This window comes from Enterococcus sp. DIV0358, from assembly GCF_051713465.1.
Classification (GTDB): Bacteria; Bacillota; Bacilli; order Lactobacillales; family Enterococcaceae; genus Enterococcus; species Enterococcus faecalis.
This window is the reverse complement of sequence record NZ_JBIOPX010000001.1, coordinates 2445442-2467074: the sequence shown is the minus strand read 5'-3', so window position 1 is coordinate 2467074 and position 21633 is coordinate 2445442. Positions and strand designations below refer to the sequence as shown.

General features: G+C 39.2%; 21 protein-coding genes and 1 pseudogene. 20 read left to right on the top strand and 2 right to left on the bottom strand.

Annotated elements, in window-relative coordinates; all coding sequences use genetic code 11:
• Window positions 1-6 precede the first annotated feature (6 nt).
• The 16 genes and pseudogenes from IGK70_RS11950 (at window position 7) to IGK70_RS11875 (ending at window position 16133) form a co-directional block, all read left to right on the top strand.
• On the top strand, window positions 7-408 hold the full coding sequence (locus IGK70_RS11950; RefSeq protein WP_002365282.1) for a PTS sugar transporter subunit IIA: 402 nt from the start codon (window positions 7-9) through the stop codon (window positions 406-408).
• Between the two features lie 19 nt (window positions 409-427).
• A complete protein-coding gene (locus IGK70_RS11945; RefSeq protein ID WP_002355078.1) occupies window positions 428-922 on the top strand; it encodes a PTS system mannose/fructose/N-acetylgalactosamine-transporter subunit IIB in 495 nt (164 codons plus the stop codon).
• Between the two features lie 23 nt (window positions 923-945).
• Window positions 946-1695, top strand: a complete 750-nt coding sequence (locus IGK70_RS11940; RefSeq protein WP_438775275.1) for a PTS mannose/fructose/sorbose/N-acetylgalactosamine transporter subunit IIC — start codon at window positions 946-948, stop codon at window positions 1693-1695.
• Window positions 1695-2546, top strand: a complete 852-nt coding sequence (locus IGK70_RS11935) for a PTS system mannose/fructose/sorbose family transporter subunit IID (protein WP_010827792.1) — start codon at window positions 1695-1697, stop codon at window positions 2544-2546. Before IGK70_RS11940 ends, IGK70_RS11935 begins: the two co-directional genes overlap by 1 nt.
• Window positions 2547-2557: 11 nt before the next feature.
• Complete coding sequence (locus tag IGK70_RS11930) at window positions 2558-3661, top strand: DgaE family pyridoxal phosphate-dependent ammonia lyase (RefSeq protein ID WP_220421708.1); 1104 nt, start codon at window positions 2558-2560, stop codon at window positions 3659-3661.
• A 3-nt stretch (window positions 3662-3664) separates the two neighbouring features.
• Window positions 3665-4408, top strand: a complete 744-nt coding sequence (dagF, locus tag IGK70_RS11925; protein ID WP_438775273.1) for a 2-dehydro-3-deoxy-phosphogluconate aldolase — start codon at window positions 3665-3667, stop codon at window positions 4406-4408.
• 346 nt (window positions 4409-4754) lie between these two features.
• Window positions 4755-6668, top strand: a complete 1914-nt coding sequence (locus tag IGK70_RS11920) for an endonuclease MutS2 (protein ID WP_406741627.1) — start codon at window positions 4755-4757, stop codon at window positions 6666-6668.
• 87 nt (window positions 6669-6755) lie between these two features.
• Window positions 6756-8201 (top strand): alkaline phosphatase, encoded by a 1446-nt coding sequence (locus IGK70_RS11915; protein ID WP_162783062.1) that lies wholly within the window; start codon window positions 6756-6758, stop codon window positions 8199-8201.
• Window positions 8202-8312: 111 nt separating this feature from the next.
• Window positions 8313-9284: pseudogene (locus tag IGK70_RS11910) on the top strand (dimethylarginine dimethylaminohydrolase family protein).
• Window positions 9285-9710: 426 nt separating this feature from the next.
• Entirely contained in the window at window positions 9711-10400 is a 690-nt protein-coding gene (locus IGK70_RS11905) for a WxL domain-containing protein (RefSeq protein WP_104855605.1), read from the top strand.
• 87 nt (window positions 10401-10487) lie between these two features.
• On the top strand, window positions 10488-11621 hold the full coding sequence (locus tag IGK70_RS11900; protein ID WP_002415867.1) for a DUF916 and DUF3324 domain-containing protein: 1134 nt from the start codon (window positions 10488-10490) through the stop codon (window positions 11619-11621).
• Window positions 11602-12003 carry an LPXTG cell wall anchor domain-containing protein gene (locus IGK70_RS11895; protein WP_162783061.1) on the top strand — a complete coding sequence of 134 codons (402 nt, stop codon included), beginning with the start codon at window positions 11602-11604 and terminating at the stop codon, window positions 12001-12003. Before IGK70_RS11900 ends, IGK70_RS11895 begins: the two co-directional genes overlap by 20 nt.
• A 46-nt stretch (window positions 12004-12049) precedes the next feature.
• Window positions 12050-12274 carry a hypothetical protein gene (locus IGK70_RS11890; protein WP_104855606.1) on the top strand — a complete coding sequence of 75 codons (225 nt, stop codon included), beginning with the start codon at window positions 12050-12052 and terminating at the stop codon, window positions 12272-12274.
• 166 nt (window positions 12275-12440) lie between these two features.
• Complete coding sequence (locus IGK70_RS11885) at window positions 12441-14450, top strand: BglG family transcription antiterminator (RefSeq protein WP_104855608.1); 2010 nt, start codon at window positions 12441-12443, stop codon at window positions 14448-14450.
• 1 nt (window position 14451) lies between these two features.
• A complete protein-coding gene (locus IGK70_RS11880; protein WP_104855609.1) occupies window positions 14452-14751 on the top strand; it encodes a PTS sugar transporter subunit IIB in 300 nt (99 codons plus the stop codon).
• A gap of 14 nt (window positions 14752-14765) precedes the next feature.
• Window positions 14766-16133 (top strand): PTS ascorbate transporter subunit IIC, encoded by a 1368-nt coding sequence (locus IGK70_RS11875; protein ID WP_220421806.1) that lies wholly within the window; start codon window positions 14766-14768, stop codon window positions 16131-16133.
• A 64-nt stretch (window positions 16134-16197) separates the two neighbouring features.
• On the opposite strand, the gene IGK70_RS11870 is transcribed toward IGK70_RS11875, so the two are convergent.
• Window positions 16198-17172 (bottom strand): alpha/beta hydrolase, encoded by a 975-nt coding sequence (locus IGK70_RS11870; RefSeq protein ID WP_104855610.1) that lies wholly within the window; start codon window positions 17170-17172, stop codon window positions 16198-16200.
• Between the two features lie 211 nt (window positions 17173-17383).
• Between IGK70_RS11870 and rbsR the strand changes: the two genes are divergently transcribed.
• From rbsR to rbsU, 4 genes are all read left to right on the top strand, one after another.
• On the top strand, window positions 17384-18379 hold the full coding sequence (gene rbsR / locus IGK70_RS11865) for a ribose utilization transcriptional repressor RbsR (protein WP_002359151.1): 996 nt from the start codon (window positions 17384-17386) through the stop codon (window positions 18377-18379).
• A 91-nt stretch (window positions 18380-18470) separates the two neighbouring features.
• Window positions 18471-19388 (top strand): ribokinase, encoded by a 918-nt coding sequence (gene rbsK / locus IGK70_RS11860; protein WP_002381157.1) that lies wholly within the window; start codon window positions 18471-18473, stop codon window positions 19386-19388.
• A gap of 15 nt (window positions 19389-19403) precedes the next feature.
• Window positions 19404-19799 (top strand): D-ribose pyranase, encoded by a 396-nt coding sequence (gene rbsD / locus IGK70_RS11855; protein WP_002375705.1) that lies wholly within the window; start codon window positions 19404-19406, stop codon window positions 19797-19799.
• Between the two features lie 20 nt (window positions 19800-19819).
• The gene (gene rbsU, locus IGK70_RS11850; protein WP_002359154.1) at window positions 19820-20707 is read left to right on the top strand and encodes a ribose/proton symporter RbsU; all 888 of its coding nucleotides are present in this window, start codon (window positions 19820-19822) and stop codon (window positions 20705-20707) included.
• Window positions 20708-20726: 19 nt separating this feature from the next.
• Here rbsU and IGK70_RS11845 read toward each other — a convergent pair whose 3' ends face one another.
• A complete protein-coding gene (locus IGK70_RS11845) occupies window positions 20727-21611 on the bottom strand; it encodes a LysR family transcriptional regulator (protein WP_002365269.1) in 885 nt (294 codons plus the stop codon).
• Between the last annotated feature and the right edge of the window lie 22 nt (window positions 21612-21633).

The window sequence follows — 21633 nt, the reverse complement described above, 5'->3', positions numbered from 1 at the left end:
TTGTTTATGGAAAATGAACCAATTTTACTTTTAACACATAATGGTTGGGGCTTGGAATTAGTCAAAAGCGTCCAGATGATTGTAGGAGAAGTCACAAATGTACATGAAGTAGCATTACAAGCAGAGGATTCACTGGGGGATTATTTAGAACGAGTCACAGAAAAAATTGACCAATTAACGTGGCACAACCAGTTGCTAATTTTAACAGATGTTAAAGGCGGCACACCTAGTAACGTTGCATTACGTTTATCAAAAGATTATGACCTCCTGATTGTGTCAGGATTATGCACATCGTTATTATTAGAATCCGTCATGAAACAAAGTGGTCCTGGGTTTCGTTTACAAGACGCAGAAATGATTCAACAAGCAGCAGTAGACAGTTGTCAAATTTTAGAAATTCCAAAATAAGAAAGTACAGGTGAACAGAATGTCAAAAATCGTATTAACAAGAGTCGATAGCCGTTTAATCCATGGACAAGTAGTGACTAAATGGTTACAACAATCAGGTGCAAATGAAATTTTGGTAGTGAGTGATGAACTAGAGCAAGATGAATTTTTACAAAGTATTTATTTAATGGCGGCGCCTCCAGGGGTTTCTGTAGTAATTAAAGGGATTGAAAGTGCCAAAGAATATTGGGAATCGCAAGAAAAGGAAGAGAAAAAGGTGTTATTTTTAGTGCCAGATTTAACGACCTTAAAAGCGATGGTGGACCAAGAAATTATTAAAGAGGAGATTCAAGTTGGTGGCTTAGGTGGCGGACCAAATCGGAAAAATGTTTTAAAAAATATCAATTTATCTGAAGAAGATGTTGCAATTTTGACTGAACTTTTAACGAAGGGCATTCATGTTTTCTTCCAAGCGATTCCCGAAGAAAATCCCCTACCAATTCAAAAATTAATTGAAAAATATCAATCACTATAATCAGAGAAAAAGGAGAGAATCATATGGGCGTTTTAGGTGTTTCAATTATTATGGGACTTTATTATTGGTTTGCACGTTTGCGTTTTGGGTATACATTTTCAGGCATGCTGTCTCATCCATTAGGTGCAGCGTTGGTGGCTGGTTTAGCAACAGGAAAACTTAGTGAAGCAATGGTTGTGGGGGCGGGGATTCAACTTGTTTATCTCGGAGTCACCTCCACACCGGGTGGCAATGTGCCTAGTGATCCGGCTTTAGCTTCAGCAATTGCGATTCCAATTGCTTTAGGTGTGGGAATGAATGCCGAGGCGGCTGTTGCACTAGCTGTTCCTTTTGGTGTGTTAGGCGTCTTTATGGATCAATTACGGCGGACCATCAATGCGACGTGGGTGCATATGGCTGATAAATATGCAGAAGAGTTAAATTATGGGGGGATTTACCGAGCTGCGTTTGTTTATCCAGCTTTAGCGGGATTTTTAATTCGCTTTCCGTTGGTTTTTGCGGCGAACTTTTTTGGTCAATCCGTGGTGAATAAAGTCTTAGAAGTTATCCCAGCATGGTTGATGCACGGCTTTGAAGTAATGGGTGGTATTTTACCAGCGTTAGGCTTCGCCTTAACAATTATGGTAATTGGCAAGAAAAATTTGATTCCTTATTTTTTAATCGGTTTTGTTGCAGTAGTATATTTTGGCGCAGAAGTTATGGCCGTCGCTATTTTAGGAATCTGTATTGCCTTTTTAGTTAGAAACAAGGCATTGAGTGAGGAGGCAGCATAATGGAACAAATGACACAAGCAAATGAACAACAATTGGAACAGAAAAAAATTACTAAAAAAGAATTATCCAAAGCCTTTTGGATTTATCAACTAGGCTGTGAATTATCAAATTCTTATGAACGTCTTCAAAGTTTAGTTTTTTGTGCATCGATGATTCCTACAATTAAAAAACTTTACGCAGACGATGAAGAACAACAAAGAGAAGCTCTGAAACGTCATTTGAATTTTTTTAATACTGAAGGAACAGTAGGAGCTTCCATTCAAGGGATTGCAATTGCTATGGAGGAAGAAAAATCCAATGGCGCAGCGATCTCTGATACGGCGATCACATCGATTAAAACTGGGCTGATGGGTCCGCTGGCTGGGATTGGCGATTCGATTATTTGGGCAGCATTAATGCCGTTAATCATTTCCATTTTTATTCCAATGGCTAAAGGAGGTAACGTGATTGGAAGTATCGGTCCGTTGGTTCTGTACACAGCCATTACGTTATACATCAGTTGGACGTTAGTAAATAAGTCCTATACATTAGGGCGTAATTCAATCTTAAGTTTGTTAAAAGACGGCAAAATTAAGCAAGTCATTTATTCAGCAAATGTTTTAGGAATGATGATGATGGGCGCTTTAAGTGCGAGTTATGTTAAAATTGCTAGCCCGATGACGTTTAAAGTTACTGGCGGTGCCACGATTGTTTTACAAGATATCCTAGATCAAATTATGAAAGGGTTACTTCCTTTAGCAGCAGTCATGGCTATTTATTTCTTCATGGTAAAAAAAGGTCCACGTTACGGTATCATTATCGGCACGATTGTCTTAGTTAGTTTGGTCACTTCATTCTTTGGTTTGTTATAAAGGAGAAAATAATGAATAGTTACGAAAAATTCCACTTAAAAGAAGTCATCAATGCTTCTGGGAAAATGACCATTCTAGGTGTCTCCAAAGTTTCGGAGGCAGTCCTAGCAGCTCAACGATTCGGCGGCGAACATTTCTTTGAAATGAGTGAACTTAGTGTGCAAACAGGGGCCTTTTTAGCCAACTTGTTGAAGGTAGAAGATGCCCAAATCGTTTCCTCGGCTTCGGCGGGGATTGCCCAAGCGGTGGCTGCCTTGATTGGAAAAGGCAGCTTGTACCACGCGTATCATCCCTATACAGAAAAAATTGAACAGCGAGAGATTATTTTACCTAAAGGGCACAACGTGGACTACGGCACGCCTGTAGAAGTCATGGTAGCGCAAGGCGGCGGCCAAGTAGTGGAAGCTGGCTACGCCAACATGTGCAGTCCAGAACACGTGGAAATGATGATTTCCGAAAAAACAGCGGCCATTCTATACATCAAAAGCCATCATACCATGCAAAAAAGTATGCTGACGGTGGCCGAAGCGGCCAAAGTGGCGCAACGCCACAAGGTGCCGCTAATTGTTGACGCGGCAGCAGAAGAAGATCTTTTCAAATACACCGAAGCAGGCGCTGATTTGGTGATTTACAGCGGCGCCAAAGCCATTGAAGGGCCAAGTGCCGGTTTAGTGGTCGGGAAAAAAGAATACATTGACTGGGTGCGCCTACAAGGAAAAGGCATTGGTCGAGCAATGAAAATTGGCAAAGACAATATCCTAGGTTTTACGCAAGCAGTGGAAGAATACTTGGCGCATGGCAGTGAATCAGGGTCTTCGATGCAAGAGCGCTTAAAACCGTTTGTTGAAGCCATCAACAACTTGTCAGATTTAACCGCCAAAATCGTCCAAGATGGCGCCGGACGAGACATTTATCGCGCCAGTGTCAAAGTGGACGGCAGAAAAACCGCCAAGGAAGTCATCCAAGCATTAAAAGCAGAAAGTCCGGCCATTTATACGCGAGAATATCAAGCAAACAATGGCATCATTGAATTTGACATTCGTTCTGTCAATCAAGAAGAAATGAACAAAATCGTGCAACGATTACAAGAAATTATGGACACAAAGGAGAAATAAGCCATGTCATTAAAACCTAATTATTTAGAAGAACGCATTTGTTTAAACGTCTTAGCCAATTCAGTAGAAAATGCCCAAGCCTGTTATGAAGCAGCAGAAGGGCATGTTGTGTTAGGCGTCCTTTCAAAAAACTATGAAACCGATGAAGCAGCCATTGACGATATGAAAAAATACCAAGCAACAACCAACAACGCTTTATCTGTCGGCTTAGGGGCTGGCGATCCTAATCAAAGTCAAATGGTGGCTCGCTTATCAGAAGTTCTACAACCGCAACACGTGAACCAAGTCTTCACAGGTGTCGGCGCTTCGCGGGCCTTACTTCGTCAAGACGAAACAGTGATTAATGGCTTGGTTTCACCCACAGGCAAAGTTGGCTATGTCAACATTGCGACAGGTCCGTTAAGCTCTGGTGCGCCAGCGGCGGAAGTACCTATCGAAACCGCCATCAAATTGTTGAAAGACATGGGAGGCAGTTCCATTAAATATTTCCCGATGAAAGGCTTGGCTCACAAAGAAGAATACCAAGCAGTAGCAGCAGCTTGTGCCAAGTATGACTTTTATTTAGAGCCAACAGGGGGCATTGATTTAGAAAACTTTGAAGAAATTGTTCAAATTGCGGTGGATGCCGGCGTTAAAAAAATCATTCCTCATGTCTACAGCTCAATTATCGATCAAGAAACAGGGGACACTAGAACAGAAGACGTGAAAACGTTACTAACCATGATGAAAAACACATTGAATAAGTAAAGGGCCAATCTTTATTTGACTTTCTTCGCCAGATTTGCTACTCTCAAGTGGAGAATAAATAAAAACCAACAAATGAATGTGGGGTATTTTGGTGAGTGTCGTAGGTATCTAATTGATAAGTTGAATAACCAGTGAACCAAGCAAGGTTTATTTGGTGTGCTTAGAAAGTGATACCTGTCAGTCATCTCATTTACTAAATACCTCCTTTAAAAGAGGTTTCTTTAGTAACCTTTATCCAATGATAAAGAGGACAGCGGTAGAACGCTGTCCTCTTTTTTCTATAGAAACTGGTTTTTATTTAAAGGCGCCAGGTATTCTTTTCGCGATAGAAAGGAAGAAAAAACAAATGAATCATGAAACCATTCAAAAATTACAATTTACAACAATTCTTAAAGAAGTTCAAACACGTGCGATTGGCGAGTATAGTAAAGAACGGTTGGCGAAAATGGTCCCTGCAACACGTTTAGAAACAGTGCAGTCCCGCTTAACGGAAACAACCGAGGCCCGCTTAATTATTGATAGCGGACAACACGTCCCTTTCATGGGCTTGAGCCAAATTACCCGCTTGCTTCAACAAGTGAAAAAAGGCTTAATCCTTACACCAAACGAATTGATTGAGGTGGCTGACTTTTTAAGAAGTAGTCAGCGAATCCAGAAGTTTTTTGAAAAAAATCAATACCAAACACCACGCCTATTTAGTTACAGTCAGCACTTAGCTGATTTCAGAGCAATCGAAGAACAAATTTATACGAAAATCCATAATCAAAAAGTTGCCACCGATGCTTCTCGACAACTTCGGAAAATCCGGCGTCAAATCAATGAATGCCAACAAGAAATTGAAACAAAAGTCACCAAATTTTTACGCAATAAAAATAATCAACTGTATATTCAAGAAAATATGATGGTGAAAAAAGGGGAACATTACACGGTACCAATCAAAGCTAGCTATAAAAATAAGGTTTCAGGCACAATCATTGAGCAATCCAATAAAGGACAAACGGTCTTTATTGAACCTGTAGCAATTAGTAAATTAAATGAACAATTGACACTCTTAAAAGCGGAAGAAACAGCGGAAGAATATCAAATTTTGGCGGAACTAACTGGGTTAATCAATGAGCAAGAACGACTTGTCGATCAAGCCGTCGATACAATGACCACCTTAGATATTATTTTTGCACGAGGAAAGTATAGTCGCGAAATTGGTGGGATCACGCCAAAAGTAAACAAAGAAGAACGCTTGCGCATTGTTCAAGGAAAACATCCACTTTTATTAGAACACGCAGTACCATTGACGTTTTCTTTAGGAGCAGAGTATCGAGGACTTGTCATTACAGGTGCCAATGCTGGTGGTAAAACGGTTGTCTTGAAAACAGTTGGCTTATTGACTGTCATGACACAATTTGGGTTGCAAATTCCAGCACAAGCGGGCACAGAGATTCCAGTATTAGATGAAATTTTTGTCGATATTGGTGATCAGCAAAATCTGGAAAATGCGTTAAGCACTTTTTCTGGGCACATGAAAAATATTGCGGAAATGTTGCGTAATGTTAAGCGACACACGCTTGTTTTATTAGATGAAATTGGTAGTGGCACCGAGCCGAACGAAGGAGCGGGCTTAGCGATTGCTATCATGGAAACGATGTATCAAAAGGGAGCCTTGGTAGTTGCAACGACCCATTATGGTGAAATTAAACGTTTTGCCCAAGAGCATGACGATTTTGTGCCCGCCGCAATGGCCTTCGATCGTGAAACATTAACGCCCAAATATCAATTGAAAATTGGTGAAGTTGGCGATAGTCAGGCTCTTTGGATTGCACGTAAAATGAAGATGGAGCCACAGCTCATTGAAAAGGCGGCTCATTATATTCAGCGGAAAGAATACCCTACTAATCGAAGTCTATTTAAACCCCTGAAAGCAAAAGAAACGACCTTTGCCACGTTTGTAGAAGAAACAGACCGTTATCAAAAAGGTGATCGTGTCCTATTGACAGAAACACAACAAATTGGGTTGGTTTTTACAGATGAGGGTGAACAAGAAATCCAAGTATTTGTGAATGATAAAATTGAAAATGTACCACGAAGACGGTTGAAATTACAAGCGAAAGCACAAGATCTATATCCGCAAGACTATGATTTAGAAAGTTTATTTACAGATTTCCATGAACGAAAGAAACTCAAAGATATTGAACGCGGCTCAAAAAAAGCGCAGAAACAATTACGCAAAGAGGCCGAAAAAAGAGCAGCAAGACGCGAAAAATAAGGAACTTAACAGAAGCAATACAACAACTTAACACTTTGTTTACTTGTTATTTATCAGAAATCAACTAAGACTTGTTATAGTCAATGTATGGGTAGATATAAAGGAGGAAACAAGGAAATGAAGAAAAGAGCTTTGCTAGGGGTTACCTTATTAACATTCACAACATTAGCGGGTTGTACAAATTTATCTGAACAAAAAAGCGGCGAAAAACAAACAGAGGTTGCTGAAGCGAAGGCAACTGAATCTGAAAAAGCACCAGTAAAAAATGTTATTTTTATGATTGGAGATGGCATGGGGAATCCGTATACAACGGGCTATCGCTATTTCAAAGCCAATCACTCAGACAAGCGTGTTCCCCAAACAGCTTTTGATACCTATTTGGTCGGACAGCAAGCCACTTATCCAGAAGATGAAGAAGAGAATGTCACCGATTCAGCTTCCGCAGCGACAGCGATGGCTGCCGGAGTAAAAACCTATAATAATGCTATAGCACTCGATAATGACAAGTCCAAAACAGAAACAGTGCTGGAACGTGCGAAAAAAGTGGGGAAATCAACGGGGCTTGTAGCAACATCTGAAATAACACATGCAACCCCTGCTGCATATGGCGCACATAATGTTTCACGCAAAAACATGGCAGAAATCGCCGATGACTATTTTGATGATCAAATCGACGGACAACACAAAGTCGATGTGTTACTTGGCGGCGGCTCCGAATTATTTGCGCGGAAAGATCGTGATTTAGTCAAAGAATTTTCCCAAGCGGGTTATGGTCATGTCACAGATAAAAAGTCGTTAAATGAGAACCAAGACGACAAAATTTTAGGCTTGTTTGCACCAGGCGGGCTACCTAAAATGATTGACCGAACGGAAGAAGTTCCTTCATTAGCTGATATGACAGAAGCGGCTCTTCAACGGTTAGATAAAAATGAAAAAGGCTTCTTTTTAATGGTTGAAGGTAGCCAAATTGATTGGGCCGGGCATAGCAATGATATTGTTGGCGCGATGAGCGAAATGCAAGATTTCGAAGCGGCGTTTGAAAAGGCTATCGATTTTGCAAAAAAAGATGGTGAAACATTGGTGGTTACAACTGCAGATCATTCTACTGGTGGCTTGTCTTTAGGTAAAGGAGATCAATACAATTGGTTGACGGAGCCTTTACATGCGGCAAAACGCACGCCTGATTTCATGGCAGAAGAAATCATTAAAAATGGTAATGTGGAAAAAACAGTGACTGAGTATATTGATTTTCAATTAAGTGAGGCTGAATTGAAAGCAGTGAAAACAGCGGCGGAGTCAAAAGATGTTGAAAAAATTGCTCAGGCATTAAGAAAGATTTTTGATCAACGTTCGAATACTGGTTGGACTACAGGCGGACACACAGGAGAAGATGTAAATGTCTATGCTTATGGACCACAAGCAGAAGCTTTTTCAGGACAAATTGATAATACAGACCAAGCGAAGATTATTTTTGGCTTAGTAGATGGCACCGGGCAAAAAGCTGAGATTAAAGATAAAGGTATTGGTAAATAACAAAATGAAGAAAAAGCAGAACGTATAGAAGTTCTGCTTTTTCTTCATTGAAGGCATAAAAATTTTATCTCTGTTATAATGAAGGTAACCAGATAAAAGTGAGGTCAAATAATGAAAAAAATGCATGTTGAAAGTGAATTTGCACCGTTACGTTCAGTTGTTTTAGCACAATCGCAATTTTGTTTACCAGATAAATTTGATGAAGCGGATACGACTTTTTTAACAGAGGAAAATGCCCGTTTAACACAGAATAATGAAGGGCGCGATTTAGCAGACTTTGCACCAGAACAACAAGTGCGTTGGGAAAAAGAAAAAGAAGTCATGTAAGGAGTATTAGAATCTTATGGCGTAGAAGTATTTCGTCCACGTTTATTGACACCCTATGAAAAAGAACATGGCAAGGAATTGGGCGTAGGATATAGTAACTTCTTTTCACGAGATCCCTTTTTTACAATCGGCAACCTTTTAATAGAAGGAAACTTAAGATTCCAGCACCGTCGACAAGAAATTTTACCAATTCGTCCGATTATTCAGCAGTGGACACAAGAAGCAGAAGGTTATTATTTTGCTGCGCCACAACCTGACACTTCTGAGGGCGTTTTAAGTGAAGCAGGTCCCTTTATTGAAGGCGGTGATGTTTTAGTTCTAGGAAAAACAATTTTTGTGGGCTACTCTGGTTTGGCAAGTAACCTAGCAGGGATTCAATGGTTAGCCAATATGATTGGTCATTTTGGTTATGAAGTGGTGCCGGTTCGGTTACATCCGCATATTCTCCACTTAGATTGTGCGTTAAGCTTGTTGAGAGAAGGCTTGATGATTGTTTGTGAAGAGGCCTTTTTGGATGGAATCCCTGCACAATTAGCCAACTGGGAAAAAATTCACGTTACTTTGCAAGAAGCAGCGTATTTAGTGACAAATGGTCTACCGCTTAACGAAGAAACGTATATAACGGACCAATCGTTTACAACCTTAATTCCTCAAATAGAAGCAAAAGGTATCAAAGTTGAGGCAATTGATTACCATGTTTCTAGAATGTTAGGTGGTTCTTTCCGTTGTACAACGCAAGCGTTGATTAGAGAATAGTCAGCGAGTGATTATCAATTTTCGTAAGAAAAAATGTACGTTTTGTCTATGAAAACGATATAATTTTAGTTTTCACTATTTTTTTTAAAAATATTGAGGAAATTTTGATTTAATAAATGCGAGAAAACGTCAAAATGTCAGTATTTGTTACTGACATTTTGACGTTTTCTCGCTGTTTTTTTATAAAATCACTACTTTATAAGCGGGAGAAAACAGTATCTCATTTGAAAATTACGTTTTCAAAGACGTTAAAAGTCGTTGAAACCTTGCTATTATAATAAATTCAATTTTTTTGCATGAGGTGTTTAAAATTTGAAATCACAAGCAGGCTTTTTTTCGCTATACTTAGTTTACGTTCTACCGAGATAGAAAAGTTTTTCACTTTTTTATTCATTAATCAACCAAGATACTAAAGGAGAGAGTAAAATGAAGAAAAAAACATTGGTAACTTTATTTGCAGGAACAGCTATTTTAGGCGCAAGCATCGCTCCCGCAGCGGCACATGCAACAACGACTGGTACAACGCCAGCAAACGTAGAAATGACAAGTGGTTCATTACCTGATGGAACTGGTGATGGTGATGGAGATACACAAGATCCAGATCCTACAAATCCGAATACTAACTTTGATTTATTATATGTTCCAACAGAATTCAAATTTGCTGCGACAGAAGTTAGTTCTGATTTATCAGCGATTTCATTAGATGCAACTGGTACACAAACAAAACGCTATGGAGTTGGGGATGTTCGTGGAACACAAGCGGGTTGGTCAGTTACTGCCGGCGTTGCTGAAATGAAAAATGGCACTGCTACTTTAGAAGGCTCAATTACCTTTGCACAAACAGGAGCAGTAGCGAAATACGATGAAACAGCAAAAACATACTCCCGTGATGTAGCTGCCTTTGCAGCAGATCCAGGAAGTCCTGAATTTGCTGGAACAACTATTCCAGTAGGTGGAGCAGCTGTATCAATTGCTACAGCAGCAGTTGGTAAAGGTCAAGGTACATGGGATTCTGAATTATCAAATGTAAAATTAAACATTACAACACCTAGTTCACAAATTACAAATGGTGCGTATACAGGTAACGTAACTTGGACATTAGTGGCTGCGCCATAAAAAGTTACTAACGAGAATACTGCATTACTAGAAAAGGAGCTGCGCAGTGGTGCACGGCTCCTTTTCGATACATAGGAGGAACAAATAATGAAGACAATGCGCTGGCTAATCGTCACAGTTTTTATTTGTGTGATGGCATTAAGCATCCCTTCTGCTGTACAAGCAGAAGAAGCGGATGACAACATGAATACAAAATTTACAGTTAAACCCAATATTCCAGAGAATCAAGCGAAAAATACGCAATCCTACTACGATCTCATTGTGAAACCAGGACAAAAACAAGAAGTAGAACTGTCATTAATTAATAAAACAAATGAAGAATTAACGATTGATTTAAATTTGGCAAATGCTACGACGAATGACAATGGTTTAATTGTGTACAATGATTTCGAGAAAAAACCAGATGCAAGTTTGAAAGTACCCTTGACAACATTGATCAAATTGCCTGAGGAACACGTGAAAGTTCCCGCTAAGAAAACCGTAGCAGCCAAAATGACTGTCGAAATTCCAGAAAATGGTTTTCAGGGATTAGTCTTAGGTGGTGTCTACGCTTCGCTTGCAGAAGATGAAAAGGAAGAAAAAGGAAAATCAACGGGGTTAACCAGTCGATATGGGTTTAACGTAGCGATTGCTTTACGAACGTCAGAAGATACACCAATGTATCTAGCAGAGACTCTTCAATTAGTTAAATTAGTTCCGACCATTGCTTTAGGAAATAAATCGGTCCAAGCGGTTATTCAGAATCCGACATCCGCTATTTTTCCTGAAGTACGTTTAGAAGGAAAAGTAACGAAAAAAGGCGAAACGAAAGAATATGCCAAACGGATTTTACCAAGTGTTCGTTTCGCACCGAATTCGACGATGAACTTCCATTTAGATTTTGGGAAAGAAGATGTTCGTCCAGGAACCTATATTTTTGAAGGAAAAGCGGTCTTGAAAGAAGATGAACAACAAGTGTGGCCGTTTAAGCAAGAATTTACCATCAGTAGTCAAGAAGCCAAGAAATTAAACAAAGAAGCAGTAGTGAAATTGGTCCTACCGACTTGGTGGAATCAAGCTTTTTATGGATTGTTAGCTGCAACAATTGTGAGTCTAATTCTAGCTATTTGGCGTTTTACACAACAGAAAGCGATACTAAAACAACAAGCCTATTTACAACAAGAAAAACAGGCAGCCTTGAAAAATAGACAAGGAGTGCGCGATGATGATAGCGAAAAGTAAAGGATCACTTCTGGTGACATTGGGAATACTTTTAACCGTCAGCATTGCGATTCTGACCGCTTCTTCTGAGAGCTTTGCAGAAGAAGCGGGACAAACGAATATCGGTGTGACGTTTTATGGTGGGAAGGCACCCCTAAAAACGGAAGGTGGCACTAAGTCAACAGAACAACCAGTCACTAATAAAGATAAAAAAACGTCACAACAACAAGAAAAAGTGAGCAGAAAAAACACTGCTAAAACGAATCCCACAGCTGCACAGACGTTCTTACCAAGGACAGGTGAACGAAATAGCACATGGCTTTACAGCCTTGGTATTGCCTGTTTACTCGTAGTACTAATGAGTTTCTATTATTTGAATAAAAAAAGGAAAAAAGAAAAATAGATTGCCGTTTCTATAAATAAAATCAATTTGAAAAGGAGGCGTATTGATGGGGATTACGATGTGGATTTGGATTTGTGCCGGCTTGGCCGTCCTTTGTTTTGCTTTATTTTTACTATTCTTAGTAAGTAGCATGAATTTTGTTCATCAAGCAAAGCATAAGCAGTCTTTAGTAAAACAATCAATGTTTAGTTGGCTGCTTCTGGTGATGTGTGGCGGCTGGGTAGCGGTGGCTATTTTACTGAATATCGCATTACAAACACAATTAACATAAAGAAAACCCGTTGTAAGTTTTTAAGAAACTTGCAACGGGTTTTTGTTAACTTTAAAATAAAGAACGGTACAATTTATCAAAAAAGTATAGTAGACATTTGTACCCAACTTAGATAGAAAATAAAGCGCTACCATTATATGATGATTACAGGAGGAGGACACAGGCTGTGAATTATAAAATAAGTTATCTCCTTGACGAGTATGCAGGGCAAAAAATTGCGCTCTCTTTGGCTCAACAAATAACCGATCTTTCGCAACGAGAATTAGTGACGCAACTTTCGACAATAGGCGGAGAAGTTCAACAGAATACTGTCAGCATTCCAAGTCTTTCCGCAAATGAATGGGGGAAGCAACTTTTTCAACAACGTCAAGTGATCTATAGCGAAGCAGAAAGACAAGCACTCATTTTTTTACTCACTTATTCAGAGATCGAAGAACTATCAGTTTATCATTACCAAAATTTTTTAGACGTTTCGAAAGGCACTATTTTAGCGGACATCAAAAAAGTCCGACACCAACTAGCAACTGAAAACATTGCTTTATCCTACGAACGAAAACGAGGGTTTTACCTAGAAGGAGATGAATTTCGGATTCGTCGTTTCGGGAAAAATTGGCTTGCCCGCCTCTTACAACAAAAGTCGGGCACCTTCGCTTTATTTTGCTGGCTCAGTCAGCATCAAATGAGCCAATACGCAAAAATGCGTGACGGCATTCAATTAGCCGTCCAGGAAGCGCAGCTTCAACTAGTACCCAGCAGATTGGATGAAATTAGTTACTTTCTTGCTTTTTCTCAAAAAAGATTAGGCAAATATGGAACAGTCGTCTGGCCTGAGAACCAGTTAATTCAGTCCTTACGGGCTTATCCCGTCAGTCGTCGTATTTTAAGTGATTTAGTTGGGCCAGTGGCGAATGTAGAAACCGAGAGTCTTTTTTTCACGATTTGTTTAATGACAGCCTTGCAAGGAGAATTGCGAGATACGAAGTTAGAGTTTTTATTAGATATTTCTGGTGAAATTATTCGGAAAATGGAATTATTGGCCGTCGTTCAATTTGAGCAGCCTCGTGAATTGCTCATGAATGTGTATTATCATCTGGTTCCTGCCTATTTTCGAATTAACTATGGCTTTTACTTGCCGAATGTTTTAATCAAGGATATTCGACAATCGTATCGGTCGCTTTATCATCTTTGTGAACAAGCGTTAGCTCCTTTAGAAAAATTAACGAAACGGTCAATCCCGTCAGAGGAAATTGGTTTTTTTACCATATTATTTGGTGGAGAAATTTTCGGGCAAAAAAATGAACAGCGGCAAGAAAAGCTAAAAGCGCTAATTGTTTGTCCCAGTGGCATCAGTTCTTCGTTGATTTTGCAATCGGAATTGCGTCGGCTATTTCCAATGATTGAATTTAAAGAAACAAATGCGGTGAGGGAAATAGAGAATGTATCTGAAAAAAGCTATGACATCATTTTCTCAACGGTCCCTATTGAAACAGCCAAAAAGGTTTATCTTACCAAGCCCATTATGAGCTCTTTGGAGAAAAATCAATTGATGCACCAAGTACAATCAGATTGGCTATTGCCAGGTATTTCCATGCCAGATGTTAAAGATATTTTAGATGCGTTAAAACCTTATATTTCCTTAAAAAAAGGAGTCACAGAAGCGCAGTTATATCGTGTCTTGCATCGTAAAATGAACAAAATTTTAGAAAAAGAGGAGGATCTGCGTCCAATGTTATCGGAATTATTAACAACAGAAACAGTCCAAGTCCTGCCTGAAGTTGCAGACTGGCGAGCGGGAATTACAGAAGCTGCCAAGCCGTTATTAAAAAATGGCAGTATTACGGAAAAGTACATTGATGCAATGATTCAAAAAGTTGAATCGTTTGGGCCATTTATCCATATCTGTCCAGACGTATCATTGCCTCATGCGCGACCAGAAGATGGCGTTAATCAGTTAGGCATGTCATTACTAAAAATCCAAAAAAGTGTCGATTTATTAGAAGATCCTAAGCATGAAATTCACCTTTTTATTTGTTTAGCTGCTTCAGATAACGAAACACATTTACGGGCCTTATCTAGTCTGACAAAAATTCTATCAAAAAAAGAATCATTACATCGCTTAGTGGCGGCTGAAACCGTCCCAGAAATACTATCAATTATCCAAGAAGGAGAGAAATAAGATGAAGATTTTTACAGTTTGTCAAAGTGGTTTAGGAACAAGTTTTATGGTGCAAATGAATATCCAACAAATTTTAGAGGAAGTCGGTGTTGATACAGATAGTTTTCAAATTGATCACACAGATGTCGGGAGTGCCAGTGGCGATATGGCTGATTACTTCTTTGTCGAAAAAACATTGCAAGATGCTTTAGGGTCAATTCCTGATGAAAAAATCATTCCTTTAAATGCGATTATTGATTACGATGAAACGAAGGAGAAAGTCTTGAAAGTTTTAGATGACAATGGCATTGCACATCAATAAGAAGGAGGAAAAACATGGAAACTTTATTGAATTTATTTGTTTCAATTGTTAGCCAACCAGCGATTCTGGTTTCATTAATTGCTTTGTTGGGATTAGTTTTACAGAAAAAGAAATTTTCTGATGTTGTTCAAGGAACGTTGAAAACATTCGTCGGCTTCTTAGTTTTAATTGGTGGCGCAGGGCTATTGGCGAACTCATTAACGCCCTTTGCGGAGATGTTCCAAACCGCATTAAATACACAAGGCGTGGTACCTAGTAATGAAGCAGTTGTAGCGATTGCCTTGCAACAATATGGGACACCAACTGCTCTGATTATGTTGGTGGGCATGGTTGTTAATATTCTGTTGGCGCGTTTTACACGTTTTAAATATATCTTTTTGACAGGTCAAGCGATGATGTACGTTTCGTGTTTGACAGCCGTTATTTTAGTGGGGGCCGGTTTTAGCGTTAGTTTGCCAATGATTCTTTTAGGTGGTTTATTTGAAGGAACTTTATTAACAGTGACACCTGCTCTTTGTCAGCCCTTTATGAAACAAATTACCGGAAATGATAAAGTAGCAATGGGGCATACAGGGAATATTGGTTATGCGGCAAGTGGCTTTATTGGAAAAGTCTTTGGGAATAAAGAAAAGTCAACGGAAGATATTAAAATTCCTAAAAGTTTTGGTTTTTTAAGAGACTCAACCATCTCAATTATGATTTTGATGTCGATTGTCTATGTGATTTTGGCTTTGCTGTCTGGGACAGGCTATGTCGAGCATGAGTTAAGCAATGGCGAAAATGCGATTATCTTTTCATTAATTCAAGCAGGAACCTTTACGGCTGGTTTCGTTGTGGTTTTACAGGGTGTGCGGATGGTTTTAGGAGAAATTGTGCCAGCTTTCCAAGGAATTGCTAAAAAATTAGTGCCTAATTCTAAACCAGCACTTGATGTTCCCATTATCTTTCCTTATGCGCCAAATGCTGTCTTGATTGGGTTCTTTGTGAGCTTTATTGTGGGAACTATTTCAATGTTAGCGATGGTTGGTCTGAATACCACTGTGATTATACCAGGCGTTGTTGGGCACTTTTTCTGTGGTGCCGCGGCAGGTGTTTTTGGAAATTCCACAGGGGGACGTCGGGGAGCGATTTTAGGGGCTGCGTTTAATGGCTTATTAATTAGTTGGTTACCGTTATTTATTTTACCAGTCTTGGGTGATTTACAGTTAGCATCCTCAACGTTTGCGGATACAGATTATTTAATCCCAGGCCTATTTTTAGGCAAATTAGGTGAGGCAGGTCCGAGTCTTTTAGTAGGAGGAATCATTGCTTTTGTAGTGGTTGTTCTTTTGGCTAGCGCTGTTTTGACTATGCGGGAGAAAAAAGTCGCCGAAGAAAACTAAGTGTTTTGTTCTAAAAAAAGGCAAGTGGGACAGAAGTCGTTTTGACTTCTGTCCCACTTGCCTTTTACCATTGTTCTTGGATAAACTGTGCAATTTGTTTCCGCGCTTGTCGTCCTTCTGGCAAGTATTGTTTCATTGCGAAAACGTGTTGCATGCCAGGCACCAATCGGCAAGTATCTTGTGGTCGTGGCCCTAATTGTTTTAAAAATTGGTGATAGGAAGGACAAAAAACTTCATGTGTGCCGCCCACGAAAAAAAGTGGCGGAAATTTTTGATAATCAAAGGACAAGCAATTTAAAGAAAGCGTGGAGTGATTGGCCGTGTCGTCAATCTCTTGGGCAATTAATTGTAAATAGTTCATGCCAATCATTTTGTCCTTTTTTTGATAACTTTTGGCAACAGGAATGTCTAAATGTCCATCTAACCAAGGAGAAATTAAAACAGCAGCTTTGGGTAAGCGTTCAGGGAAATCGGTGGCTAAATTCTGCAATACGTTTAAAACCAATGTGCCACCAGCAGAATCACCTAATAAAATAACATCTTCGGGATCATAATGATGTAAAATTTCTTGATAAGCAGCATAACAATGATTATAAATATCAGCAAAAGACTTATTTGGTGCTAATGGATATACAGGGATAAAATAATCTGTTGCAAAAGAGAGATCTTCAATTAGTTTATAACTAAAGTCTAATTGGCTATAGGCGAGATTCAATGTAAAGCCCCCACCATGCAGGTACAGTACAGCTTTCTTGGTAGGTGCAATAACGGAGTTTGACATGCGATACATCGTAGGAAATTGAGTCATTTCTTGAAGAGGAAAAAGATGACGTAAATGTTTTGGCAAAGTTACTTGTTCATTTAATGATCGTTGCCAATGATAAAAAGCCTTGGTGACTTTCGGATTTCGTTCAAGTCGAGCAATTTGGGAAAGACGTAAAGAATCTTCAAAAAGACAGGCTTTTAAGGATTTTTGACGAGAACGTGCGTGAAACAAATATGCGCTAGCTAACAACAAACCAATCGATTTCTTTTTCAATTAAGGCCCTCCATTCAGCAAAAAGTAAATCATTTTTTCTACAGTATAACATTTTAAAAGTAGAACAACGAAATTTGTTGAAGGGATGAAAGGACGGTTTAAACGAATGTACGTATTTATTTGTGGTTGCGTAAAGTAAATGATTGTAGTAAATTAAATGAGATTAAGAGGTCCGGTGAATGGGCGCGTTCACGGCAAGGAGAGAAGTAGGATGACAAATAAAAAGGTTACAATTAAAGATGTTGCCAATGATTCAGGGGTCTCCATTACTACCGTTTCACAAATTTTAAACGGGAATGGGGCACGGTTTAGTGGGAAAACGGTCGAAAAAGTATTGGCTGCAAAAGAGCGATTAAACTATCAGCCCGACTATTTTGCGCAACGTATGGTGATGAAAAAAAGTAAGACGATTGGCGTAATCGTACCTGATATTACCAATCCATTTTTCGCTCAATTGATTCGAGGAATTGAAAGTGTTTTATACAAAGAAAATTTTATACTGATGTTATGCAATGCGGACCAAGATGTTACAAGAGAACATGAATATTTAACAGAGTTGATTCGTCGTAGTGTCGATGGCTTTGTGATTGCAAGTTCTGAAATTTCCAATCAAACGATTAATGAAACGCTACGTGCGAAAAAGATTCCGTTTATTGTACTTGACCAAAAAAAAGCAGAAGGCTTTAGCGACGCTGTTTTGACAGACGATTATAGAGGTGGGCAACTAGCAGCAAAACATTTACAAGAGCAACGACATGAACAGGTCGTCGTGGTAATGCCACCACATGCGCCAGTCAATATTCAGCAACGGTTAAAAGGTTTTTGTTCTGTTTATACGGAAAAGGTCCAGTTAATCGAAACAGAATTATCAAAAACTGGCGGCTACCAAGCTGTCCCCGAAATTTTAAAAACAGAGAGCACCGGAATTTTTGCTATCAATGATGAAATTGCTTTTGGTTTATATCGAGGATTAGCAGAAGCGGGCAAAAAAATTCCTGAGGATTATAGTATTATTGGTTATGACAATGTTGATATGTGCGAGTATGTTTCGCCGCCGCTAACAACAATTGCTCAACCTGTTTTTCAATTGGGGCAAACTACGGCGACTCTATTATTGGAAAGAATCCATCAGCCTGCAAAAGATTGGGAGGAGCAAACCTTGCCTGTCCAACTGATTGAACGATTTTCGACAGCACCCTTGAAATAGCTTTCAAGGTGTGCTATATTTTTGTTGTGGAATTAAAACGTTTTACTAAAACGTTTTAATTAGAATGAAAAAATAAATTTTATTGAGGTGGATGAAAATGAACGCGGTTACAATTATCGGAAGTATCAATTTAGACACAACATTAAGAGTCAAAGAAATGCCAAAACCAGGCGAAACAATTCACGCCATTGAACATTTTACAGCGGGTGGTGGTAAAGGAGCAAACCAAGCAGTTGCAGCGAAACGTTCAGGCGCAGAAACATATTTTATTGGTGCTGTGGGAAATGATGGCGCTGGAGCTATGATGACTGATTTAATGAGTCAAGATGAAATTAATTTAACTGGGGTCACCACTTTAGAAAAAACAGCTACTGGCCAAGCCTTTATTATGGTAGATAACGCTGGTGAAAATAGCATTATGATTTACGCAGGAGCCAATAACGCCTTTACGCCAAAACAAGTCCAGGAACATCAAGAAATTATTGAAAAAAGTGATTTTGTGATTGCCCAATTTGAAAGTGCGATTGATAGTACGATTGCAGCGTTTAAAATTGCTAAAAAAGCAGGCGTCAAAACGATTTTAAATCCCGCACCTGCGTTAGAACAAGTTCCTGAAGAATTACTAAACGTTACAGATATGATTGTACCAAATGAAACAGAAACCGAAATTTTAACAGGCATTAAAATCACAGATGAAGCGAGTATGCGTAAAGCCGCAGAAGCACTTCATCAATTAGGGATTGAAGCAGTAATTATTACAGTAGGTAGTAAAGGCGCCTTTTATGACGTCAATGGACGAAGTGGTATTGTGCCTGCTTTTAAAGTGAAAGCGGTTGATACAACGGCTGCTGGCGATACTTTTATTGGCGCATTAAGTAGTATATTAGAGAAAGACTTTAGCAATTTGGAAGAAGCTATTCGTTATGGAAACAAGGCATCCTCACTGACTGTTCAACGTTTTGGAGCCCAACCTTCGATTCCTTATCAACACGAATTGGCAGACAAATAAAAAGGAGCGAGCGACATGAAAAAAACAAAAGTTATTAATTCAGATATTTCCCGCGTTATCGCACAAATGGGTCATTTTGATAAATTAAGTATTGGCGATGCAGGCATGCCTGTGCCTCGAACTACAGAAAAAATTGATTTAGCAGTTACCAATGGTGTCCCTAGTTTTATGGAAGTTTTAAACAATGTTCTTGAGGAATTGGCAGTTCAACGAATTTATTTAGCAGAAGAAATTAAAACAGAAAATCCTGATATGTTGACAGCAATTGAAACTCGTTTACCAGAAACTCCCATCAGTTTTATTCCTCATACAGAAATGAAACAAGAATTAAACAACTGCCATGCATTTATTCGGACAGGGGAAATGACCCCTTACGCAAATATTTTATTAGAAAGTAACGTTGTCTTTTAAACGAGAGAGGGGAAATAGAGATGAATGCGACTGCATTATTAATCGGTTTAGGACCGCTTCTAGGTTGGGGGCTTTTCCCAACAATCGCTTCAAAAATTGGTGGTCGTCCAGTGAATCAAATTCTCGGTACCAGTTTAGGAACATTAATTTTTGCCGCTATTTTTTCAATGATTAATGGTTTAGCTTTTCCAACGGGCATGGATTTATTCTTTTCAATTTTATCTGGTGTCGGTTGGGCCTGTGCGCAAATCATTACATTTAAATGCTTCACGATGATTGGTTCATCACGTGCCATGCCAGTAACGACCGCGTTCCAACTTTTAGGGGCTTCTCTCTGGGGTGTCTTTTTCTTAGGAAACTGGCCAGGTGCGACAGCCAAATTGTTAGGCGCATTTGCCTTAGTGTTAATCATGATTGGTGCCAAAATGACGGTCTGGTCGGAAACGGAGTCCGCTGAGAGTGCTGGGATTATGAAAAAAGCAGTTCTTCTATTAGCCGTTGGTGAAATCGGCTATTGGGCGTACTCTGCAGCACCCCAAGCGACGGCAATTGATGGCATGCATGCCTTTTTACCACAAGCAATAGGCATGGTAATTGTCGCAGTTATTTATTCAGCAGTTGTCACTATTAAGGGTGGGGAAACATCTCCATTTATAGAAGCTGTTTCTTACAAACAAATTTTTTCAGGCTTTTTCTTCGCCTTTGCAGCGTTAACTTATTTAATTTCAGCGCAGCCAGATATGAACGGCTTGGCAACGGGCTTTATTCTATCCCAAACATCAGTTGTGCTTGCAACGTTGACAGGTATTTGGTTCTTAGGTCAAAAGAAAACAGCCAAGGAAATGACCGTAACGATTATCGGCTTAGTTTTGATTTTGGCAGCAGCTACGATCACAGTGATGATTTAAAAAAGTATTCAACGACCTATTATTCAGGGCGTTGAATACTTTTTTTTATTTGTTCTAAAAATAATGCAGCAGCTGTGGAAAGAACCGTATTTTTGCGCCAAATTAAACTAATTTTGGCTGTTAAAGCAGGATATAGCGGGATAAAACGTAAATTTGTTTGCTTTGTTTCTAGAATACCATCAATGCTTAGGGCGCTACCTAGCCCAGCTTCTACCATCAGTGAAGCGTTGTAAAGTAAGTTGTAGGTCCCAACGATTCGGAACTGATCTAGACTTGCTTCGAGCCAATCAGAGAGTTGGCTCGGAACTTGTGCTTGTCGAGAAATAAATAAAGGTTCTTCTTTTAAATCGGCTGCAGTAATAACATTTTTAGTGGCTAAGGGATGGTCCTTTACAGTAATTAAGCCCCATGTATCTACAATTGGTAATGTTAAATAGCTATATTTTTGTTTAGGTGCAGGCTCAATAATTAAACCAAAATCTAATAATCCTTTGTCTAGCCGTTCTATTACATCATCTGCATTCCCACTGTATAAATGAAGGTGAATATCAGCTGAGTGCTGGCTTGTTATTTGTTGTAGTGCATTCGCTAAAAAAGACATAGCTTTTGTTTCGCCGCCACCAATCGTGATTTCGCCATTAATGAATTCATTTTGCGACAAGTTGGTGACTGTTTTATTCGCTAAGCTTAAAATATCTTGCCCTTGTTTAGCTAAATATTCTCCTTCAGGTGTTAGTTGTATTTGTCGATTTCCTCGTATAAATAATGTCACGCCTAATTCTTCCTCTAATTCTTTTAATTGCTTAGATAATGTTGGTTGTGATACATGCAATTGTTTGGCTGCGCCACTAATCGTTTTTTCTTGGACCACTGCTAAGAAATAGTGAATCACTCGTAATTCCATTACTTTCCCTCCTATAACTAAA